The sequence below is a fragment of the Streptomyces sp. NPDC058697 genome, assembly GCF_042715345.1.
Taxonomy (GTDB): Bacteria; Actinomycetota; Actinomycetes; order Streptomycetales; family Streptomycetaceae; genus Streptomyces; species Streptomyces liliifuscus.
Genome location: NZ_JBHXSU010000011.1, coordinates 1 through 18,286, shown reverse-complemented (window position 1 = coordinate 18,286; position 18,286 = coordinate 1). Strand labels below are relative to the sequence as shown.

The following is an 18,286-nucleotide window of genomic DNA, read 5'->3' as shown; positions in this document are numbered from 1 at the left end:
ACTGGCGCGCTCGTTACCCACGAGTTAAGCTCAATCGAGCGAGTTACCCACTCGCTGACTTGCTCGTGGTGGCCTGGTGACGCAGCCGCCGCGGGTGCTGGTCGGTTCGGTACTTCACGTACCTCAGTACGACACGGCTCCGGGACAGGGCCGGTCGGGTCTTCCTCACCGTTTCGTGGGATCGCGATTTCGCCCACTCACGGCGCCGGGCCTGTGCGCTTTCGTCGCCCGGCATCACCCGCAACCTCCGCACCGCGTGCGCCCGTCGGCGTATCCGGGTGCGTCCCTCAGTCGTCACTCATCCTGGAGTCCCGCGATGGCCACTCCCCTGTCCGACCCTTCCCTGTCGCTCTCCGCGTCCCCGCTCAAGACCGTCGCCGTCGTCGGCCTCGGCACTATGGGGACCGGCATCGCCGAGATCCTGGCCAAGGCCGGCCGCGAGGTCGTGGGCATCGACATCAGCGAGGCCGCCGCCGCGCAGGCGACCGCCGCCCTGGAGTCCTCGACCGCCCGCGCAGTGCAGCGCGGACGCCTCACCGAGCAGGAGCGCGACGACGCCCTCGCCCGCTTCGTCACCTCCACCGACCTGCGGGCCGCCGCCGACGCGGACCTGGTGATCGAGGTGGCTCCGGAGTCGTACGACATCAAGCACCAGATCTTCCGGGAGCTGGACGGCATCGTGCGTCCGGAGACGATCCTGGCCACCGGCACCAACGCGCTGTCCGTCACGCGTCTCGCCGCCGACTCGGCCCGCCCCGAGCGGGTGCTTGGCCTGCACTTCTTCAACCCGGCCCCGGCGATGAAGCTGGTCGAGGTCGTCTCGTCCGTGCTGACCGCGCCGACCGCCGTCGCCGCCGTCACGGACCTCGCCCTCGAACTCGGCAAGGAGCCCGTCGCCGTCGGCGACCGCCCCGGCTTCGTCGCCGACGGGCTGCTCTTCGGCTACCTCAACCAGGCCGCCGCGATGTACGAGGCGAAGTACGCGAGCCGCGAGGACATCGACGCCGCGATGAAGCTGGGCTGCGGCCTGCCCATGGGCCCGCTCGCCCTGCTGGACCTGATCGGCGTCGACACCGCCCGTACGGTCCTGGAGGCCATGTACGCCGAGTCCCACGACCGGCTGCACGCGCCCTCTCCCATCCTCAAGCAGCTCAGCGAGGCGGGCCTGACCGGCCGCAAGTCGGGGCGCGGCTTCTACACGTACGACGCCCCGGGCAGCGCGACCGTCGTGCGGGACGCGCTGACTCCCGTCGAGGGCGCCTCGCCGGTGCCCGGCCGTACCGTGCGCTCGGTCGGCGTCGCGGGCTCCGGCACCATGGCGTCCGGTATCGCCGAGGTCTTCGCGAAGGCCGGGTACGAGGTCGTGCTCGCCGCCCGCAGCGAGGAGAAGGCGCAGACCGCCAAGGCCCGTATCGGCAAGTCGCTCTCACGCTCCGTCGACAAGGGCCGGATGACCGCCGAGACCGCCGCCGAGACTCTGGCACGGATCACTCCGGCGGGCTCGTACGACGCCTTCGCGGACGTCGATCTGGCGCTGGAGGCGGTCGCCGAGGACCTGGAGATCAAGCGGCAGCTGTTCGCGGTGTTCGACAAGGTCTGCAAGCCGGGCGCGATCCTGGCCACCACGACCTCGTCGCTGCCCGTCGTGGCCTGTGCCCGCGCCACATCGCGGCCGCAGGACGTGATCGGCATGCACTTCTTCAACCCGGCCCCGGCGATGAAGCTGGTCGAGGTCGTGCGTACGGTCCTGACGGCCGACGACGTGCACGCGACGGTCCGGGAGGTCTGCGCGAAGGTCCGCAAGCACCCGGTGGACTGCGGCGACCGGGCCGGTTTCATCGTGAACGCGCTGCTGTTCCCGTACCTGAACAACGCGATCAAGATGGTCCAGGAGCACTACGCGACGCTCGACGACATCGACGCCGCGATGAAGCTCGGCGGCGGCTACCCGATGGGCCCCTTCGAGCTCCTCGACGTGGTCGGCCTGGACGTCTCGCTGGCCATCGAGAAGGTCCTGCACCGCGAGTTCCGCGACCCGGGCCTCGCCCCCGCGCCCCTCCTTGAGCACCTGGTGGCCGCGGGCTGCCTCGGCCGCAAGACGGGCCGCGGCTTCCGCGAATATGCACGGCGCTGAGCCGCCCCTCGACGCCGGACCCGGGGACCGGCCCGGCGAGCCCGCCTCCGGACCATGGGACCGGCCCGGAGGCGGGCCTGCGGCCGGATCCGGTGCCGGTGCCGGCCCCGGGCCGGGAATCGGGCAAGGGACGGGGGCCGAGCGGAGGTCCGACGGCGGGTCCGTGAACGGGACAGAGCACCGGGCGGTCGCCGGGTCCGTGAACGGGACAGGGCAGCGGGCGGTCGGCGGGTCCGTGAACGGGACAGGGCAGCGGGCGGTCGGCGGGTCCATGGGCGGGTTCGCGAGCGGGGCGGGGTCCTCGGACGATGGCCGGCCCGGTGGCTTGTTGGCCGGTCACGCCGACTGGGGCGGGCTGCTCGATCCGGCCGCCGCCCCCGTCCCGGTGCCGGTCGGGGAAAGACCCGGTCATGAGCGCTCCGCCGCGTACATGCAGTACGTTCGGGGCATGTCCCAGCCCGCCAAGTCCTCCCGTACACCAGCCACGCCCGACGCTCCTGAGAGCGCCGCGGGCAGTCGCGCTGCCGCGCAGCGGCTCAAGATGCGCCGAGAACTGGCGGCCGCCGCGATGGAGCTGTTCGCGACTAAGGGGTACGAGGCGACGACCGTCGACGAGATCGCGGCCGCGGCCGGGGTCGCCCGGCGCACCTTCTTCCGGCACTTCCGCTCCAAGGAAGAGGCGATCTTCCCGGACCACGACGACACGTTGATCCGGGCCGAGGCGGTGCTCAACGCGGCGCCTGCGCACGAGCATCCGCTCGACACGGTGTGCCGCGGCATCAAGGAAGTCATGAAGATGTACGCGGCGAGGCCGGAGATCTCGGTGTCGCGCTACAAGCTGACCCGCGAGGTACCGACCCTGCGGGAGGCGGAGATCGCGTCCGTGGCGCGGTACGAGCGGCTGTTCACCCGCTATCTGCTGGGCCACTTCGACGAGCACGCCCACGACGACGACGCCAACGACGACCCGCTGCTCGCGGAGGTCGCCGCGTCCGCGGTGGTCACGGCCCACAACCACGTGCTGCGGCGGTGGCTGCGGGCGGGCGGCCAGGGTGACGTCGAGAGCCAGCTGGACCACGCCTTCGCGATCGTCCGGAAGACCTTCGGTACGGGGATCGGGGCGGGCCGGGAGACCGCGCCGCTCTCGGCGCCCTCCTCCGCCGCGTCCGTGGAGGGCGAGGTGCTGGTGACCGTGGCCCGTGTGGACGCTCCGCTGCACCAGGTCATGCGGACCATCGAGCAGGCACTGAAGGAACGGTCGTAGCAGCACTCCGCGGAACCGCGGCCCAGCCGCTGCCCTCGCCAATCGCCTGATCGCCTGATCGCCTGATCGCCGGACGAGCTCAATGGGAGCGCGTCCGGCAGTTTTTTGCCCATATTCGGGCGTTTCCCGAGCCAGTCTGATCGATCATCGCTCACGTGTTACGTAAAGATTTCACCTGAGCGCAACTTCTGGCACTCCGTGCCTTGCGGCGTGACACGGCGTGCCATACGTTGAAGTTGTCCGGGCGGCCGGCGTGCAGAGATCCTTCGTACGCCGGCTGTCCCCGCAAACCAATGGTCTGCGCGCCCGGACGCCTGCGTCACAGGCAACCTTCCGCGCCACAACGCGCTGCCGAGCACCACCTTCGCCGAACCGACGGCACTGCCTCACACCAGCAGCAATCACCCGACGTAACCCTCAGCGTTCCCCTCAGACGCTCATCGCCGGAGGCACCATCGTGAAGGAAATCCTGGACGCGATTCAGTCGCGGACGGCCACGTCCGCCGACTTCGCCGCACTGCCGCTCCCCGAGTCGTACCGCGCGATCACCGTGCACAAGGACGAGACGGAGATGTTCACCGGACTCGCCACCCGCGACAAGGACCCCCGCAAGTCGATCCACCTGGACGACGTGCCGGTGCCCGAACTCGGCCCCGGCGAGGCCCTGGTGGCCGTGATGGCCTCCTCGGTCAACTACAACTCCGTGTGGACCTCGATCTTCGAGCCCCTGTCGACCTTCGGGTTCCTGGAGCGCTACGGCAAGCTCAGCGACCTCACCAAGCGCCACGACCTGCCGTACCACATCATCGGTTCCGACCTGGCGGGCGTCGTGCTGCGCACCGGTCCGGGCGTGAACGCCTGGCGGCCCGGTGACGAGGTCGTCGCGCACTGCCTGTCCGTCGAGCTGGAGTCCAGCGACGGGCACAACGACACGATGCTCGACCCCGAGCAGCGCATCTGGGGCTTCGAGACGAACTTCGGCGGGCTCGCCGAGATCGCGCTCGTCAAGTCCAACCAGCTGATGCCCAAGCCCGACCACCTGTCGTGGGAGGAGGCCGCCGCACCAGGGCTGGTCAACTCCACCGCGTACCGGCAGCTGGTCTCCCGCAACGGCGCCGGCATGAAGCAGGGCGACAACGTCCTCATCTGGGGCGCCAGCGGCGGACTCGGCTCGTACGCCACCCAGTTCGCGCTCGCCGGCGGCGCCAACCCCATCTGTGTGGTGAGCAGCCCGCAGAAGGCGGACATCTGCCGTGCGATGGGCGCCGAGGCGATCATCGACCGCAACGCCGAGGACTACCGGTTCTGGAAGGACGAGCACAACCAGGACCCGAAGGAGTGGAAGCGTTTCGGCAAGCGCATCCGTGAGCTGACCGGCGGCGAGGACGTCGACATCGTCTTCGAGCACCCGGGCCGCGAGACCTTCGGCGCCTCCGTCTACGTCACCCGCAAGGGCGGCACGATCGTCACCTGCGCCTCGACCTCGGGCTACAACCACGAGTACGACAACCGGTACCTGTGGATGTCCCTGAAGCGGATCATCGGCTCACACTTCGCCAACTACCGCGAGGCCTGGGAGGCCAACCGGCTCATCGCGAAGGGCAAGATCCACCCGACGCTCTCCCGCGTGTACTCGCTGGAGGAGACCGGGCAGGCCGCGTACGACGTGCACCGCAACCTCCATCAGGGCAAGGTCGGAGTCCTGGCGCTGGCGCCCGCCGAGGGCCTCGGCGTGCGCGACGAGGAGAAGCGCGCCCAGCACGTCGACGCCATCAACCGCTTCCGGAACATCTGAGGGCCACCCCATGACTGAGCGCCAGACGCCGCAGGCGAAGAACGAAAGGGACCGGCCGTGGCTCATGCGCACCTACGCCGGTCACTCCACGGCCGAGGCGTCCAACGAGCTGTACCGGCGCAACCTCGCCAAGGGCCAGACGGGTCTGTCGGTCGCGTTCGACCTGCCGACACAGACCGGCTACGACCCCGACCACATCCTCGCCCGCGGCGAGGTCGGCCGGGTGGGCGTGCCCGTCTCGCACCTCGGTGACATGCGCCGGCTTTTCCAGGACATCCCCCTGGATCAGATGAACACCTCGATGACCATCAACGCCACCGCCATGTGGCTGCTGGCGCTCTATCAGGTCGTCGCCGAGGAGCAGGGCGTCGACATCACCAAGCTCCAGGGCACGACCCAGAACGACATCGTGAAGGAGTACCTGTCGCGGGGGACGCACGTCTTCCCGCCGGTGCCCTCGCTCCGTCTGACGACGGACATGATCTGCTACACGGTCAACAACATCCCCAAGTGGAACCCGATCAACATCTGCAGCTATCACCTGCAGGAGGCGGGAGCCACCCCGGTCCAGGAGATCGCGTACGCGATGTCCACCGCGATCGCCGTCCTGGACGCGGTGTTCGCTTCCGGGCAGATCGCGGAGGAGCAGAAGGGGGACGTGGTCGCACGGATCTCCTTCTTCGTGAACGCGGGCGTCCGCTTCGTCGAGGAGATGTGCAAGATGCGGGCGTTCGGCCGCATCTGGGACAGGATCACGCGCGAGCGGTACGGCATCGAGAACCCCAAGCACCGTCGCTTCCGGTACGGGGTCCAGGTCAACTCGCTGGGTCTGACCGAGGCCCAGCCGGAGAACAACATCCAGCGGATCGTCCTTGAGATGCTGGCCGTGACCCTCTCCAAGGACGCACGTGCGCGTGCCGTCCAACTCCCGGCCTGGAACGAGGCGTTGGGCCTGCCCCGGCCCTGGGACCAGCAGTGGTCCCTGCGCATGCAGCAGGTGCTCGCGTACGAGAGCGACCTGCTGGAGTACGCGGACATCTTCGAGGGCTCGCACGTCATCGAGGCCAAGGTCGCCCAGCTGGTCGAGGACTCGTTCGCCGAGATCGACCGGATCCAGGAGATGGGCGGCGCGATGGCGGCCGTCGAGTCGGGCTATCTGAAGTCGCAGCTCGTCTCCTCGCACGCCGAGCGCCGGGCCCGTATCGAGTCCGGTGACGAGAAGATCGTCGGCGTCAACATCTTCGAGTCGACCGAGCCGAACCCGCTCACGGCCGATCTGGACGCCGCGATCATGACGGTCGACCCGGCGGTCGAGGCCCGGGTGACCGCCGCCCTCAAGGACTGGCGCGACACCCGCTACCAGCCCCCCTTCAACCATCCGCGCCCCTGCAAGGCGCTGGAGCGGCTGAAGGAGGCCGCGAAGGGCACCGGCAACCTCATGGAGGCCACCCTGGAGTGCGCCCGTGCCGGAGTCACGACCGGCGAGTGGGCCGGTGCCCTGCGCGAGGTGTTCGGCGAGTTCCGCGCCCCCACCGGTGTGTCGTCCGCGCCCGTCGCGGTGACCGCCGAGGAGGGCACGGCGATGGCACTGGTCCGCCGCAAGGTGGAGCTGACCGCGAAGGACATGGGCGTCGGCAAGCTCCGCTTCCTGGTGGGCAAGCCGGGCCTGGACGGGCACTCCAACGGCGCCGAGCAGATCGCCGTACGGGCCCGTGACGCCGGCTTCGAGGTGGTCTACCAGGGCATCCGGCTCACGCCCGAGGAGATCGTGACCGCGGCCGTGGCCGAGGACGTGCACGCGGTGGGCCTCTCGATCCTCTCCGGCTCGCACGCCCAACTGGTCCCCGACGTGCTGGAACGGCTGCGTGTGGCCGGTGCCACAGACATCCCGGTGATCGCCGGTGGCATCATCCCCAATGGCGACGCCGAAGACCTGCGGGCCGCGGGAGTGGCCGCGGTCTTCACTCCGAAGGATTTCGACATCACCGGAATCATCGGCCGGATCGTCGACGAGATCCGGAAAGCGAACAAGCTCGACCCACTGGAGGTCCCCGCATGACAAGCCCCGTCAACCGTCTTCGTCCGCGGCGCTCCTGCCTCGCCGTGCCGGGGAGCAACCCCCGCTTCCTGGAGAAGGCGCAGGGCCTCCCGGCCGACCAGGTCTTCCTGGACCTGGAGGACGCGTGCGCGCCGCTGGCCAAGCCCGAGGCGCGGCACACCATCGTCAAGTTCCTCAACGAGGGCGACTGGACGGGCAAGACGCGGGTCGTGCGCGTCAACGACTGGACGACCGAGTGGACGTACCGCGATGTCGTGACGGTGGTCGAGGGCGCGGGCCCGAATCTCGACTGCATCATGCTGCCGAAGGTCCAGGACGCCCAGCAGATCGTGGCCCTGGACCTCCTGCTGACGCAGATCGAGAAGACGATGGGCTTCGAGGTCGGCAAGATCGGCATCGAGGCGCAGATCGAGAACGCCCAGGGCCTGAACAACGTCAACGAGATCGCGACGGCCTCCCAGCGCGTCGAGACGATCATCTTCGGCCCGGCCGACTTCATGGCGTCGATCAACATGAAGTCGCTGGTCGTGGGCGAGCAGCCGCCCGGCTACCCGGCGGACGCCTACCACTACATCCTGATGAAGATCCTGATGGCCGCCCGCGCCAACAACCTCCAGGCGATCGACGGCCCCTACCTGCAGATCCGCAACGTGGAGGGCTACCGCGAGGTCGCGGGCCGCGCCGCCGCGCTCGGCTTCGACGGCAAGTGGGTGCTGCACCCGGGTCAGGTCGAGGCGTCCAACGAGATCTTCTCGCCCTCCCAGCTGGACTTCGACCACGCCGAGCTGATCCTGGACGCGTACGACTTCTACACGTCCGAGGCGGGCGGCAAGAAGGGCTCCGCGATGCTCGGCGACGAGATGATCGACGAGGCCAGCCGCAAGATGGCGTTGGTCATCTCGGGCAAGGGCCGGGCCGCCGGCATGGAGCGCACCAGCAAGTTCGAAGCCCCGGAGGCCTGAGCACATGCAGTTCGGACGCACCTACGAGGAGTTCGAGGTCGGCGCGGTCTACAAGCACTGGCCTGGGAAAACGGTCACGGAGTACGACGACCACCTCTTCTGTCTCCTGACGATGAACCACCACCCGCTCCACATGGACGCCAACTACGCCGAGAACACAACGGACTTCGGCAAGAACGTCGTCGTGGGGAACTACATCTACTCGCTGCTGCTCGGCATGTCCGTGCCCGACGTGTCCGGCAAGGCGATCGCCAACCTGGAGATCGAGTCGCTGAAGCACGTCGCGCCGACCTTCCACGGCGACACGATCTACGGCGAGACCACGGTCCTCGACAAGACGCCCTCCCGGTCGAAGAACGACCGCGGGATCGTGTACGTCGAAACCAAGGGCTACAAGCAGGACGGCACGCTGGTCTGCGTGTTCCGCCGCAAGGTGATGGTCCCCACCGAGACGTACATCAAGGAGCGCGGCGGCGAGCAGCCCGGCCGCCCCCAGCTCAAGGAGCAGGAGAAGTAGCCATGGCGCGACTCGCCCAGACCGCCGGTCTGACCGACATCCAGCAGGAGATCCTGTCCACCGTACGGGACTTCGTGGACAAGGAGATCATCCCGGTCGCGACCGAGCTGGAGCACCGCGACGAGTACCCGCAGCAGATCGTCGACGGGCTCAAGGAGTTGGGCCTCTTCGGCCTCATGATCCCCGAGGAGTACGGGGGTCTGGGCGAGTCGCTCCTCACCTACGCGCTGTGCGTGGAGGAGATCGCGCGCGGCTGGATGTCGGTGTCCGGCATCATCAACACCCACTTCATCGTGGCGTACATGCTCAAGCAGCACGGCACGCAGGAGCAGCGGGAGTACTTCCTGCCGCGGATGGCGGCGGGCGAGGTGCGCGGCGCGTTCTCGATGTCGGAGCCGGCACTCGGCTCGGACGTCTCGGCGATCACGTCGAAGGCGGTCAAGGACGGCGACGAGTACGTCCTCAACGGTCAGAAGATGTGGCTGACGAACGGCGGAACGTCGACGCTCGTGGCCGTTCTGGTGAAGAGTGACGAAGGCCACCCCGAGGGCACGGCACCCCACAAGTCGATGACGACCTTCCTGGTGGAGAAGGAGCCCGGCTTCGGCGAGGTCCGTCCGGGCCTCACCATCCCCGGGAAGATCGACAAGATGGGGTACAAGGGTGTCGACACCACCGAGTTGATCATGGATGGCCTGCGGATTCCGGCCAATCGCGTGCTCGGCGGGGCCACCGGCCGAGGGTTTTACCAAATGATGGACGGCGTCGAGGTCGGCCGCGTCAATGTGGCGGCGCGTGGCTGTGGCGTCGCTCAGCGTGCGTTCGAGCTGGGCGTCTCCTATGCCCAGCAGCGTCACACTTTCGGCAAACCGATCGCCCAGCACCAGGCGATCCAGTTCAAGCTGGCCGAGATGGCTACCAAGGTCGAGGCCGCCCATGCGATGATGGTGAATGCGGCACGCAAAAAGGACTCCGGGGAGCGAAACGACCTCGAAGCAGGGATGGCGAAGTACCTCGCCTCCGAGTACTGCAAAGAGGTCGTGGAAGACGCCTTCCGGATCCACGGCGGTTACGGCTTCTCCAAGGAGTACGAAATCGAGCGCCTCTACCGTGAGGCCCCGATGCTGCTCATCGGTGAAGGTACCGCCGAGATCCAGAAAATGATCATCGGACGCAGGCTGCTCGAAGAGTATCGGACGCAGGGCTAGATATACCGATTCGGGGTGTTTTCATCGAGAAGAAGATCACACCCCGTCAGCACTCTTCGGACGCCGACTCGGCTTCCTGGCTTGCCCAGTTGTGGCCCGCGACCGGTACGATCCCGGGAAAGCCGCCGTCCCCCGTTACAGCGCGGCATCATCCGCTACGAAGGTCATCCATGCCCCACAGCCAAACCTCTGCACCACGCGACAGCCTGGCAGGCGTACGTATTGCGCGCGGAGCATCGCCGTGGCTCCTCCCGACCGTCGCCACCGCAGCCCTCAGCCTGGTACGCGCGCGCAAGTCCGGCGCCGCCAAGGCCGTCGCCGTACCCGCCACCGCGCTGGCGGCGGGCATGCTGTGGTTCTTCCGCGACCCCGAGCGCGAGATCGCCCCGGGCCGGGTCATCTCCCCGGCCGACGGTGTGGTGCAGAGCATCATGCCGTGGAAGGACGGTCGCACCCGCGTCGCGATCTTCATGAGCCCGCTGAACGTCCACGTCAACCGCGCGCCTCTCTCGGGCACGGTGACGTCCGTCGAGCACATCCCCGGCGGTTTCGTTCCGGCGTTCAACAAGGAGAGCGAGAACAACGAGCGCGTTGTCTGGCACTTCGACACCGAGCTCGGCGACATCGAGATGATCCAGATCGCCGGTGCGGTCGCGCGGCGCATCGTGCCGTACATCCCTCAGGGCACGAAGGTCGAGCAGGGCGACCGGATCGGGCTGATCCGCTTCGGGTCGCGCGTCGACATCTACCTCCCCGAGGGTGTCGAGGTCGACGTGGAGGTCGGCCAGAAGACCGTGGCGGGGGTGACTCGCATTGACCGTGATTGATCCCGAGACACAGGCCGGCTGGGTGCCGGAGGCCGACGAGCTGGACGACGAGGAGGAGATGCCCCTCTCTCTCCGCCTCTCAATAGCGGACACCCTCACACTCGGCAACGCCACGTGCGGCTTCATGGCGGTGTACTTCACCACCACGGGCATCCTGATCCCGCACCTCACGGGCAGCCAGGAGACGGGCATGGCGCGGCACAGTGCCGCGACCGCCGTGATCCTGATGCTGTGCGCCGCGGTCTTCGACCTGTTCGACGGCCTGGTCGCCCGCAAGCTGCGCTCCTCCCCCATGGGCGCGGAGCTGGACAACCTCTCCGACCTGATCAGCTTCGGCCTGGCGCCGGCGTACTTCGTGCTGGTCTACGGCATGGTCGCCGACGACGCGCATCAGCGAGTGGCGGCGGTGGGGGCGATCGTGGTCCTGCTGGCGGTCGTGCTGCGGCTCGCCAGATTCTCCTGCGTCACGGTCAAGGACGGCACCTTCCAGGGCATGCCCTCGCCGTTCGGCGCGCTGACCGTCGTCTCCATCGTGCTGCTTGAGCTGCCGTTCGTCGCCACGCTCATGGCGATCATCGGCACCGCGTGGCTGATGGTGAGCCGGGTCGAGTACCCGAAGCCGCGGGGGCGGCTCGCCGTGGCGATGCTCTCCTGGATCGTCACGAGCATGGCGTTGCTCGCCGCCTGGGCGTTCGATGCGCCTGGTGGGCAGCTGCTGCTTCAGACCGGGTGTGCGTTGCAGCTCGTTACCGGAGCGGTGATTCCCCTCTTCGCTACGGCTCGGAGGGTGAACAACTTCAGGGACAACCGGCGTGAGGCTCGGGCGGCGCAGCTGCCGTAGTTGTCTTGTTGCATTACTCGAAGGGCCCCGAACCTGTTGGTTCGGGGCCCTTCGTGTGGGGTGACTTCGGGTGCGATTTCGGGTGCGGGTTCGTTGTGGCTTGTAGCGCAGTTCCCCGCGCCCCTGAAAGACAAAAGACTGCGCCGTTCCCCGCGCCCCTGAAGGGGCGTGGCCCAACTCAGGTGGTCGGTGTGTACTCCGCTGCCACGTCCGAGGCCTCCGCGTCCCGGACCACCTTCATGCCGCCTGTCACCGTTTTGTCGGGCTGGAGGATGACGCTCTGTTTGGAGGAGGGGGCGTTGGGGTCGGTGAAGTCCTGGGGGATGCCGAAGCCGGTGTCGAGGGAGTTGATGGTGAGGAGGGCCTTGTCGACGCCCTCGCGGGTCAGGTCCTTGGCTGCGCAGGCCTTCTTGAGGGCCTCGCCGAAGGCGTAGACCGCGGTCCAGCCGGCGACGACTCCGTTGTCGAGGGCGTCCTTCGGGTACGCCGCCTTGTAGTCGGCCACCAGCTTCTGGGCCTCCGGAGTGTCCGCGCCGATGGGAAGTGAGGGCGAGGCCACGTAGTAGTTCTTCATCAGGGCCGGGCCCGCCTGGGTCGCCAGGAGCTGCGGGGCGAAGGCCGAGTTGTTGCCGATGATCGGGACGTCGAAGCCGCCGGCCGCCGCGACACCGACGAGCGAGGCCGCCTGACGCGGGCCCGCGCTGATCACGACCGCGTTGACGCCGGCCTTCTTCAGGGCGGCGACCTGGGCGGTCATGTCGTTGTCGGTCGGCTTGATCTTCTGTTCGACGACGGTCAGACCGGCCTCCTTCGCGATGTGCTTCGAGCCGACCAGCGCGCTCTCGCCGTAGTCGCCCTCGAAGTAGACATGCCCGATCTTGTCGCCCTTCTTGATGCCCTTCTCCTTCATCAGGAAGTCGACGGCGTTGATCGTCTCGATGTCGTACGTGGATCCGATGACCCGGATGTACGGGCTGCCGAGCAGCGTGGCCGACCAGGCCTGCGGCAGGACCAGGCCCTTGTCCTGGCCGTCGATGCGCTGCTTGACCGCGGCGACGAACGGGGAACCGATGAACTGCGTGAAGCCGAGCACCTTCGGCTCCAGCTCGGTGTACCCGGCGAGGGCCTTCTGCGGGTCGTAGCCGTGGTCGCGGACGGTGAGCTCGACCTTGTAGCCGCAGACGCCGCCGTCGGCGTTCAGCTGCTTCACATACAGCTGCTGGGCCTGGGTGACGCTCTTGCCGAGGGTCGCGTACACGCCGGTCATGTCGGTGAGGACGCCGAGCGTGATGGTCTTGCCGGAGATGCCGTCGCCGGTCTTCATCTCGCCCGCGGCGGTCCCCTTGCCCTTGCTGTCGTTGTCGGTGTCCTTGGCCTTGGAGCTGCACCCGGCCAGCACGAGCAGCGCGGCGAGCGCTCCTGCGGTCACCTGGGCCGCGTATGTCGTCCTCATCGTTCCTCCCCTGGATTGGACCGTGAACCGGTCCTGACACGACGCCCGGCGGCCACCCTGACCAGGCCGCCGGGCAGGAAGAGCACCACCGCGACGACGGCGGCGCCGTAGAGGTACCGGGATGCCTCGCCCGGTGCGATCCCGCCCGTACCGGGGGCGGAGACCAGGGGCAGCGCATCGCTGTAGCGGGTCAGCAGCTGCGGCAGCAGGGAGACGAACGCGGCCCCGACCACCGCCCCCGAGACCGAACCGAGCCCGCCGATGACGATCATGGCGAGGTATTCGAGCGACAGCGTGATGCCGAAGTAGTCCGGCACCGTCCGCTGGAAGACCAGGGCGAGCAGGACGCCCGCGAGGCCCGCGTACATCGAGGACAGGACGAAGACGGCGGCCCGGTAGCGGGCGACCGGGACGCCGATGACGCCGGCCGCGATGCGATGGTCGCGGATCGCGTTCATGGCGCGTCCGGGGCGGCTTCGCAGCACTCCGCGGGCGAAGAGCGCGCAGCCGAGGAGGAGGACGAGTCCCGCGTACCAGAGCTTCTCCGCCGAGCCGAACGGCACGGCTGCGACGACGAGTTCACTGTCGTCGAAGGTGAGTCCGAAGAGGCTCAGGGGCGGTACGTCGCGGCCGTTGAAGCCGCCGGTGAGGTCGCGGGCGTTGAACAGCACGTGCTGGCCGATGAAGATCAGCGCGAGTGTGGCGATGCCCAGGTAGGCGCCGCGCAGCCGGCCCGCGATGGGGCTGAACAGGCCGCCCGCCAGGCCCGCGACGAGGACGGCGAGGACGGCCGCGAGCCAGGTCGGCAGGCCGAGACCGGTCAGCCCGTCACCCCCTTCGGCGGCGAACACGCAGTAGCCGTACGCGCCGACCGCGAGGAAGAAGGCGTGGCCCATGGAGAGTTGGCCCGTGGAGCCGGTGAGGAGGTTGATGCCGATCGCCCCGATCGCGGCGGCCATCGCGAACAGCCCGGCCTGGAGCCAGAACCGGTCCAGGTAGAAGGGCAGGGCGAGCAGGAGGACGGCTCCGGCGGCCCAGACGTACGTACGCGTGCGGGCGGCGGGGCGCAGCGGTCTCACGAGGGCCTCAGACACGGGCGAGCTCCTTCGTGCCGAACAGCCCGGCGGGCCGGATGAGCAGGATGACGGTCATCACGAGGTAGGGGGCGAGGTCGCCCAACCCCCGGCCCAGGAAGGTCAGTTCGCTCTGGTAGCCGGTGGCCAGGGACTCGGTGACGCCGACGAGGAGTCCGCCGACGAGCGCGCCCGTCGTGGAGTCGAGGCCGCCGAGGATCGCGGCGGGGAATGCCTTGAGTGCGGCGAGCGAGGTGGCTCTCTCCAGTCCTGGGGTCGGGAACACGGTCAGGAACAGCGCGGCCACGGCCGCGAGTCCGCCGGCCACGGCCCAGGCCCCTAGCGACACCCTGCCGAGCCGTACGCCCATCAGCGCGGCCGTCTCCGGGCTCTCGGCGGCGGCCCGCATCGCGACGCCCCAGGAGGTGTAGCGGAACGCGAGCAGGAACACGGTGATGAGCAGCGCCGCGGCCACGAACGCGGCGATGCGCGTGTGGGCCAGGGAGATGGGGCCGAGGGTGAGCACGGCGTCGCCCCACGGGTCGCCCAGGGGCAGGACGTCCGTGCCGATACGGCGGGTCAGCTCGGTGGTGAGCAGGATGTCCACACCGATCGTGACGATGGCGAGGACGCTGTGGTCGGACCCCCGGTAGCGGCGCATCACCAGGAACTCCACGGCCGCGCCGACCACCGCGGCCCCGGCGATCCCGACCAGCAGCGCGGGCCAGAAGCCGATGTCGTCGTGGAGGGTCGCGGTGACGTACCCGCCCGCCAACAGCAGTGACGCATGAGCGAAGTTGACGACCTCGGTGGCCCGGAAGATGACCACGAAGCCGAGGGCGATGAGGGCGTAGACCGACCCCATCGACACGCCGTTGAGGAGGAGTTCGGCGAAGGTGCTCACGAGGCGTTCTCCTCTCCCCGGAACTTCGCGGGTCCCTGGGATCGATCCGGATCGCCCGTTTCCTCGGAGCGGCCCTCCCCCAGGTAGGCGCGTACGACCGCCGGGTCGTTCTGTACGTCGGCGGGGGCGCCGTCCGCGATCAGGCGCCCGAAGTCGAGTACGGTCACCGCGTCAGCGAGCCGCATCACCACCCCCATGTCGTGTTCCACCAGGACGATCGAGATGCCGAGGCTGTCGCGAACTCCCGCGATCACGGCGGAGGTTCGGCGGCGCTCGTCGGCGGTCATGCCCGCGACCGGCTCGTCCAGGAGCAGCAGGCGCGGCTCCATGCAGAGGGCGCGGGCGAGTTCGGCGAGTTTCTGCTGCCCGTACGGGAGGGAGCCCGCCGGGCGGCCGAGGTAGGGCGCGATGCCGACGAACTCGGCGATCTCGCGGACGCGTTCACGGTGCCGGCGTTCCTCGCGGGCCGCCGCGGGGAGGCGGAGTCCCGCTGACAGGAAGCCGGTTCGGGTGAGCCGGTGGCGTCCGAGGAGCAGGCTGTCCTCGACCGTGGCGAGCGGGGGCAGCGCGAGGTTCTGGAAGATGCGGGCGACGCCCAGATCGGCGATGCGGTGCGGAGGCATGCCGGTCAGTTCGTGCTCGCCGAAGAGGACGCTGCCGGATGTGGCGCGGTAGACCCCGGACAGGACGTTGAAACAGGTGGACTTTCCGGCGCCGTTGGGGCCGATGAGGGCGTGCACGGTGCCGGGGCGCACGGTGAAGTCGACGGCGTCCAGGGCGGTGAGGCCCGCGAAGCGGACGGTCAACTCCCTTACGTGGAGCGGCGGGACGTCGGGGGGCGGCGAAGTGGCCTCCGATCGCTGGGAGTCCGGCCGGGCGGGGTCCGGCTCGTCGTCGCCCGGTGTGCCGTCGCTGGGCATGGCGTCGCTCGGCATGTCGGTGTTCACCCCTTCCAGCGGGTCAGTGCCGGGTGCGTGGTGCGGGCCCGCTCGGCGTCGGCCGCCGCGTCCTCGTCGACGACGCCCAGATAGCGGCGGCGCACCTCGTCGGAGGCGGCCAGTTCGTCCGCGGGACCCGACAGGGTGACTTCGCCGACTTCGAGGACGTACGCGCGGGAGGCGAGCCGCAGGGCGAGGGCGGCGTTCTGTTCGACGAGCAGGATCGAGGTGCCCTGGGCGTTGATCTCCCGCACTGTGTCGGCGATCCGCTCGGCCATCAGCGGGGCGAGTCCGAGGGACGGCTCGTCGAGGAGCAGGATGCGCGGGGTGGCCATCAGCCCGCGGCCGACCGCGAGCATCTGCTGTTCTCCGCCCGACAGCAGGCCGGCGCGCTGCTGGGCGCGGTCGGCGAGGACGGGGAACAGTTCGTGGACGCGGCGCAGTGCGGCGGCCCGGCCGGCCCGGCCCCCGGTGGCGCCCAGCGCCCCGGCGCGGAGGTTGTCGGCGACGGTCATCCGGGCGAACACCCGCCGCCCTTCCGGTATTTGGGACACTCCGGCGGCGACGACGCGGTCCGGCGACAGCCCGTCGAGACGGCGGCCGTTCAGGCTCACCGTGCCGCCGGTGACCGCGCCGCCGTGGAAGGACAGCGTCCGGCAGACCGCCCGGAGCAGGGTCGACTTGCCCGCGCCGTTGCCGCCGAGGACGGTGACCACGGCTCCCTCGGGCACTTCGAGGGACACCTGGCGCAGTGCGCGTACGGGCCCGTAGCCGACCGACAGGTCGTGAACGACCAGACCGGAACCGCCCGAACCATCCGAACCGCCCATCGAACTCCCCCTGTTCTCGCCCCGTGTGGCGCTCACCACAGCACCGGCGGGGGCGTCCGTCCACGGGGTGCGGGCGAATCGCTGCGGGTGACCAGCGGGCGCGGCCATGCGTTGTGCGCGCGCACAACGCTGCGTGTCAGGGGCCTGTGCGGGGCGGCCCGCCGGTGGCATCCTCCGGCCATGGGAGCCCGCAGAAGGCGCACCGGTCATGACTGGAAGATGCTCACCGAGTCCTGTACAGCGCTGCTGGAACGGCTGCCCGAGCTCGTCGACGAGCACATGCGGCAGCTCGCCGAACACTCCTCCGTCTATGGGGAGTTCCTGCCGTACGACCAGCAGTGGCGGGAGGCCGAGGAGGCGATGCGGATCGGGATCCAGACGCTCTCCGCGCCCCGGGACTCGCCCCGCCGTGACCTGGAGTACGCGGAGGAGGCGGGGCGGCGGCGGGCCCAGCAGGGGTTGCCGCTGGAGTTGCTCGTGCACGCGTATCGCGCCGCGGGGTATCTGGTGTGGGACGCGTTGATGGAGGAGGGGGCGGCGGCCGGGCAGGAGCCGGAGCGGCTCGTGGTGCTGATGCGTTCGGCGACCATGGTGTGGTCCGCCGTGGACGCGCAGGCGGCCGTGGCCACCGAGGCGTACCGGGCGACCGAGATGGAGCTTCGGCGGCGTACCGACGAGCGGCTGCAGGCGTTGCTCGACGCGCTCCTCGAAGGGCAGGAGGCGCCCGGGCTCGCGGCCCGGGCCGCCGCCGGGCTCGATCTTCCCGAGCGGGGGCCGTATGCGGTGGTCGTGCTGCGGTCCGAGCGGCGGGAGTCGTATCGGCGGCCCGTGGAGGGGGACGGGTTCCGGTTCATCTGGCGGATGCGGGCCGACTGTGAGGTCGGGGTGGTCGCTCTCGCGGACGGGCAGGGGCTCGACGGGGTCGCGCGGGCGCTCGACGGGCGTTGTTCCGGTCCCGGTGGGATCAGTCCCGTCGTCGCCGGACTTGCCGAGCTCGGGCGGGCTCGGCGGCTGGCCGAGCTGGCGCTTCGTACGTGCCCGCCCGATGCGACGGCCGTTGTGCGGCTCGATCAGCGGATGCCGACCGCGCTCGTCGTGAGCCAGCCAGAGTTGGCGGGGCGGCTTGTGTCCGACGTGTTCGGGTCACTGCTCGAACTCGAACCTGCGGATCGGGCGGTGTTGCTGGAGACGCTGGATGTGTGGCTCGCGTGTGAGGGGTCTGCGGGGCGGGCGGCCGGGCGGCTGTACTGCCATCGGAACACGGTGTTCAACCGTCTGCGGCGGTTGGAGCAGCTGACGTCCCGGTCGTTGGCCCGGCCTCGGGATTTGATCGAGATGACGTTGGCGTTGGATGCGTATCGGCTGAGCTAGGGGTTTTCGCCCCCGCCGCCCCTACCCATTCCCGTCCCTTACTCGGGGGCTCCGCCCCCGAACCCCCAAAAGACTGCGCAGTTCCCCGCGCCCCTAGGTTTTTAGGGGCG

General features: G+C 69.3%; 15 protein-coding genes. 10 read left to right on the top strand and 5 right to left on the bottom strand.

Annotated elements, in window-relative coordinates:
* Nucleotides 1–316 precede the first annotated feature (316 nt).
* From ACFWXQ_RS25190 to pssA, 9 genes are all read left to right on the top strand, one after another.
* Nucleotides 317–2,134 carry a 3-hydroxyacyl-CoA dehydrogenase family protein gene (locus ACFWXQ_RS25190; protein ID WP_383950968.1) on the top strand — a complete coding sequence of 606 codons (1,818 nt, stop codon included), beginning with the start codon at nucleotides 317–319 and terminating at the stop codon, nucleotides 2,132–2,134.
* A gap of 448 nt (nucleotides 2,135–2,582) precedes the next feature.
* Complete coding sequence (locus ACFWXQ_RS25185; RefSeq protein WP_383950977.1) at nucleotides 2,583–3,398, top strand: TetR family transcriptional regulator; 816 nt, start codon at nucleotides 2,583–2,585, stop codon at nucleotides 3,396–3,398.
* A gap of 457 nt (nucleotides 3,399–3,855) precedes the next feature.
* Complete coding sequence (gene ccrA, locus ACFWXQ_RS25180) at nucleotides 3,856–5,193, top strand: crotonyl-CoA carboxylase/reductase (protein WP_383950965.1); 1,338 nt, start codon at nucleotides 3,856–3,858, stop codon at nucleotides 5,191–5,193.
* 10 nt (nucleotides 5,194–5,203) lie between these two features.
* Nucleotides 5,204–7,252, top strand: a complete 2,049-nt coding sequence (locus ACFWXQ_RS25175) for a protein meaA (RefSeq protein ID WP_383950962.1) — start codon at nucleotides 5,204–5,206, stop codon at nucleotides 7,250–7,252.
* The gene (locus ACFWXQ_RS25170; protein ID WP_383950960.1) at nucleotides 7,249–8,214 is read left to right on the top strand and encodes an HpcH/HpaI aldolase/citrate lyase family protein; all 966 of its coding nucleotides are present in this window, start codon (nucleotides 7,249–7,251) and stop codon (nucleotides 8,212–8,214) included. The genes ACFWXQ_RS25175 and ACFWXQ_RS25170 overlap by 4 nt, the downstream gene beginning before the upstream one ends.
* A 4-nt stretch (nucleotides 8,215–8,218) precedes the next feature.
* Nucleotides 8,219–8,731: a MaoC family dehydratase gene (locus tag ACFWXQ_RS25165; RefSeq protein ID WP_383950957.1), complete on the top strand. Its 513-nt coding sequence runs from the start codon at nucleotides 8,219–8,221 to the stop codon at nucleotides 8,729–8,731.
* A 2-nt stretch (nucleotides 8,732–8,733) separates the two neighbouring features.
* Nucleotides 8,734–9,939: an acyl-CoA dehydrogenase family protein gene (locus ACFWXQ_RS25160; protein WP_200395003.1), complete on the top strand. Its 1,206-nt coding sequence runs from the start codon at nucleotides 8,734–8,736 to the stop codon at nucleotides 9,937–9,939.
* 170 nt (nucleotides 9,940–10,109) lie between these two features.
* Nucleotides 10,110–10,766, top strand: coding sequence for a phosphatidylserine decarboxylase (locus ACFWXQ_RS25155; protein WP_055612050.1), 657 nt, complete (start codon nucleotides 10,110–10,112; stop codon nucleotides 10,764–10,766).
* Nucleotides 10,767–10,788: 22 nt separating this feature from the next.
* A complete protein-coding gene (gene pssA / locus ACFWXQ_RS25150; protein ID WP_055612055.1) occupies nucleotides 10,789–11,607 on the top strand; it encodes a CDP-diacylglycerol--serine O-phosphatidyltransferase in 819 nt (272 codons plus the stop codon).
* A gap of 178 nt (nucleotides 11,608–11,785) precedes the next feature.
* Here the strand turns inward: pssA and ACFWXQ_RS25145 are convergent, their stop codons facing one another.
* From ACFWXQ_RS25145 to ACFWXQ_RS25125, 5 genes are read right to left on the bottom strand one after another with little or no spacing between them, the layout of a single operon-like run.
* A complete protein-coding gene (locus ACFWXQ_RS25145) occupies nucleotides 11,786–13,060 on the bottom strand; it encodes an ABC transporter substrate-binding protein (protein WP_383950953.1) in 1,275 nt (424 codons plus the stop codon).
* Nucleotides 13,057–14,154, bottom strand: a complete 1,098-nt coding sequence (locus ACFWXQ_RS25140; RefSeq protein ID WP_383950950.1) for a branched-chain amino acid ABC transporter permease — start codon at nucleotides 14,152–14,154, stop codon at nucleotides 13,057–13,059. The genes ACFWXQ_RS25145 and ACFWXQ_RS25140 overlap by 4 nt, the downstream gene beginning before the upstream one ends.
* Nucleotides 14,147–15,037, bottom strand: a complete 891-nt coding sequence (locus ACFWXQ_RS25135; protein ID WP_307520277.1) for a branched-chain amino acid ABC transporter permease — start codon at nucleotides 15,035–15,037, stop codon at nucleotides 14,147–14,149. Before ACFWXQ_RS25135 ends, ACFWXQ_RS25140 begins: the two co-directional genes overlap by 8 nt.
* A complete protein-coding gene (locus ACFWXQ_RS25130) occupies nucleotides 15,034–15,972 on the bottom strand; it encodes an ABC transporter ATP-binding protein (RefSeq protein ID WP_383950946.1) in 939 nt (312 codons plus the stop codon). Before ACFWXQ_RS25130 ends, ACFWXQ_RS25135 begins: the two co-directional genes overlap by 4 nt.
* Before the next feature lie 8 nt (nucleotides 15,973–15,980).
* Nucleotides 15,981–16,805 (bottom strand): ABC transporter ATP-binding protein, encoded by an 825-nt coding sequence (locus ACFWXQ_RS25125; protein ID WP_383950944.1) that lies wholly within the window; start codon nucleotides 16,803–16,805, stop codon nucleotides 15,981–15,983.
* Nucleotides 16,806–16,985: 180 nt separating this feature from the next.
* Here ACFWXQ_RS25125 and ACFWXQ_RS25120 point away from each other — a divergent pair, with 180 nt between their 5' ends.
* The gene (locus tag ACFWXQ_RS25120) at nucleotides 16,986–18,176 is read left to right on the top strand and encodes a PucR family transcriptional regulator (RefSeq protein ID WP_383950941.1); all 1,191 of its coding nucleotides are present in this window, start codon (nucleotides 16,986–16,988) and stop codon (nucleotides 18,174–18,176) included.
* Nucleotides 18,177–18,286 lie beyond the last annotated feature (110 nt).

Coding starts and splice junctions, on each gene's coding strand:
- ACFWXQ_RS25190 (WP_383950968.1), top strand. CDS start 317: ATGGCCACTCCCCTGTCCGACCCTTCCCTGTCGCTCTCCGCGTCCCCG.
- ACFWXQ_RS25125 (WP_383950944.1), bottom strand. CDS start 16,805: ATGGGCGGTTCGGATGGTTCGGGCGGTTCCGGTCTGGTCGTTCACGAC.
- ACFWXQ_RS25120 (WP_383950941.1), top strand. CDS start 16,986: ATGGGAGCCCGCAGAAGGCGCACCGGTCATGACTGGAAGATGCTCACC.
- ACFWXQ_RS25185 (WP_383950977.1), top strand. CDS start 2,583: ATGTCCCAGCCCGCCAAGTCCTCCCGTACACCAGCCACGCCCGACGCT.
- ACFWXQ_RS25165 (WP_383950957.1), top strand. CDS start 8,219: ATGCAGTTCGGACGCACCTACGAGGAGTTCGAGGTCGGCGCGGTCTAC.
- ACFWXQ_RS25170 (WP_383950960.1), top strand. CDS start 7,249: ATGACAAGCCCCGTCAACCGTCTTCGTCCGCGGCGCTCCTGCCTCGCC.
- ACFWXQ_RS25130 (WP_383950946.1), bottom strand. CDS start 15,972: ATGCCGAGCGACGCCATGCCCAGCGACGGCACACCGGGCGACGACGAG.
- ACFWXQ_RS25160 (WP_200395003.1), top strand. CDS start 8,734: ATGGCGCGACTCGCCCAGACCGCCGGTCTGACCGACATCCAGCAGGAG.
- ACFWXQ_RS25155 (WP_055612050.1), top strand. CDS start 10,110: ATGCCCCACAGCCAAACCTCTGCACCACGCGACAGCCTGGCAGGCGTA.
- ACFWXQ_RS25175 (WP_383950962.1), top strand. CDS start 5,204: ATGACTGAGCGCCAGACGCCGCAGGCGAAGAACGAAAGGGACCGGCCG.
- ACFWXQ_RS25145 (WP_383950953.1), bottom strand. CDS start 13,060: ATGAGGACGACATACGCGGCCCAGGTGACCGCAGGAGCGCTCGCCGCG.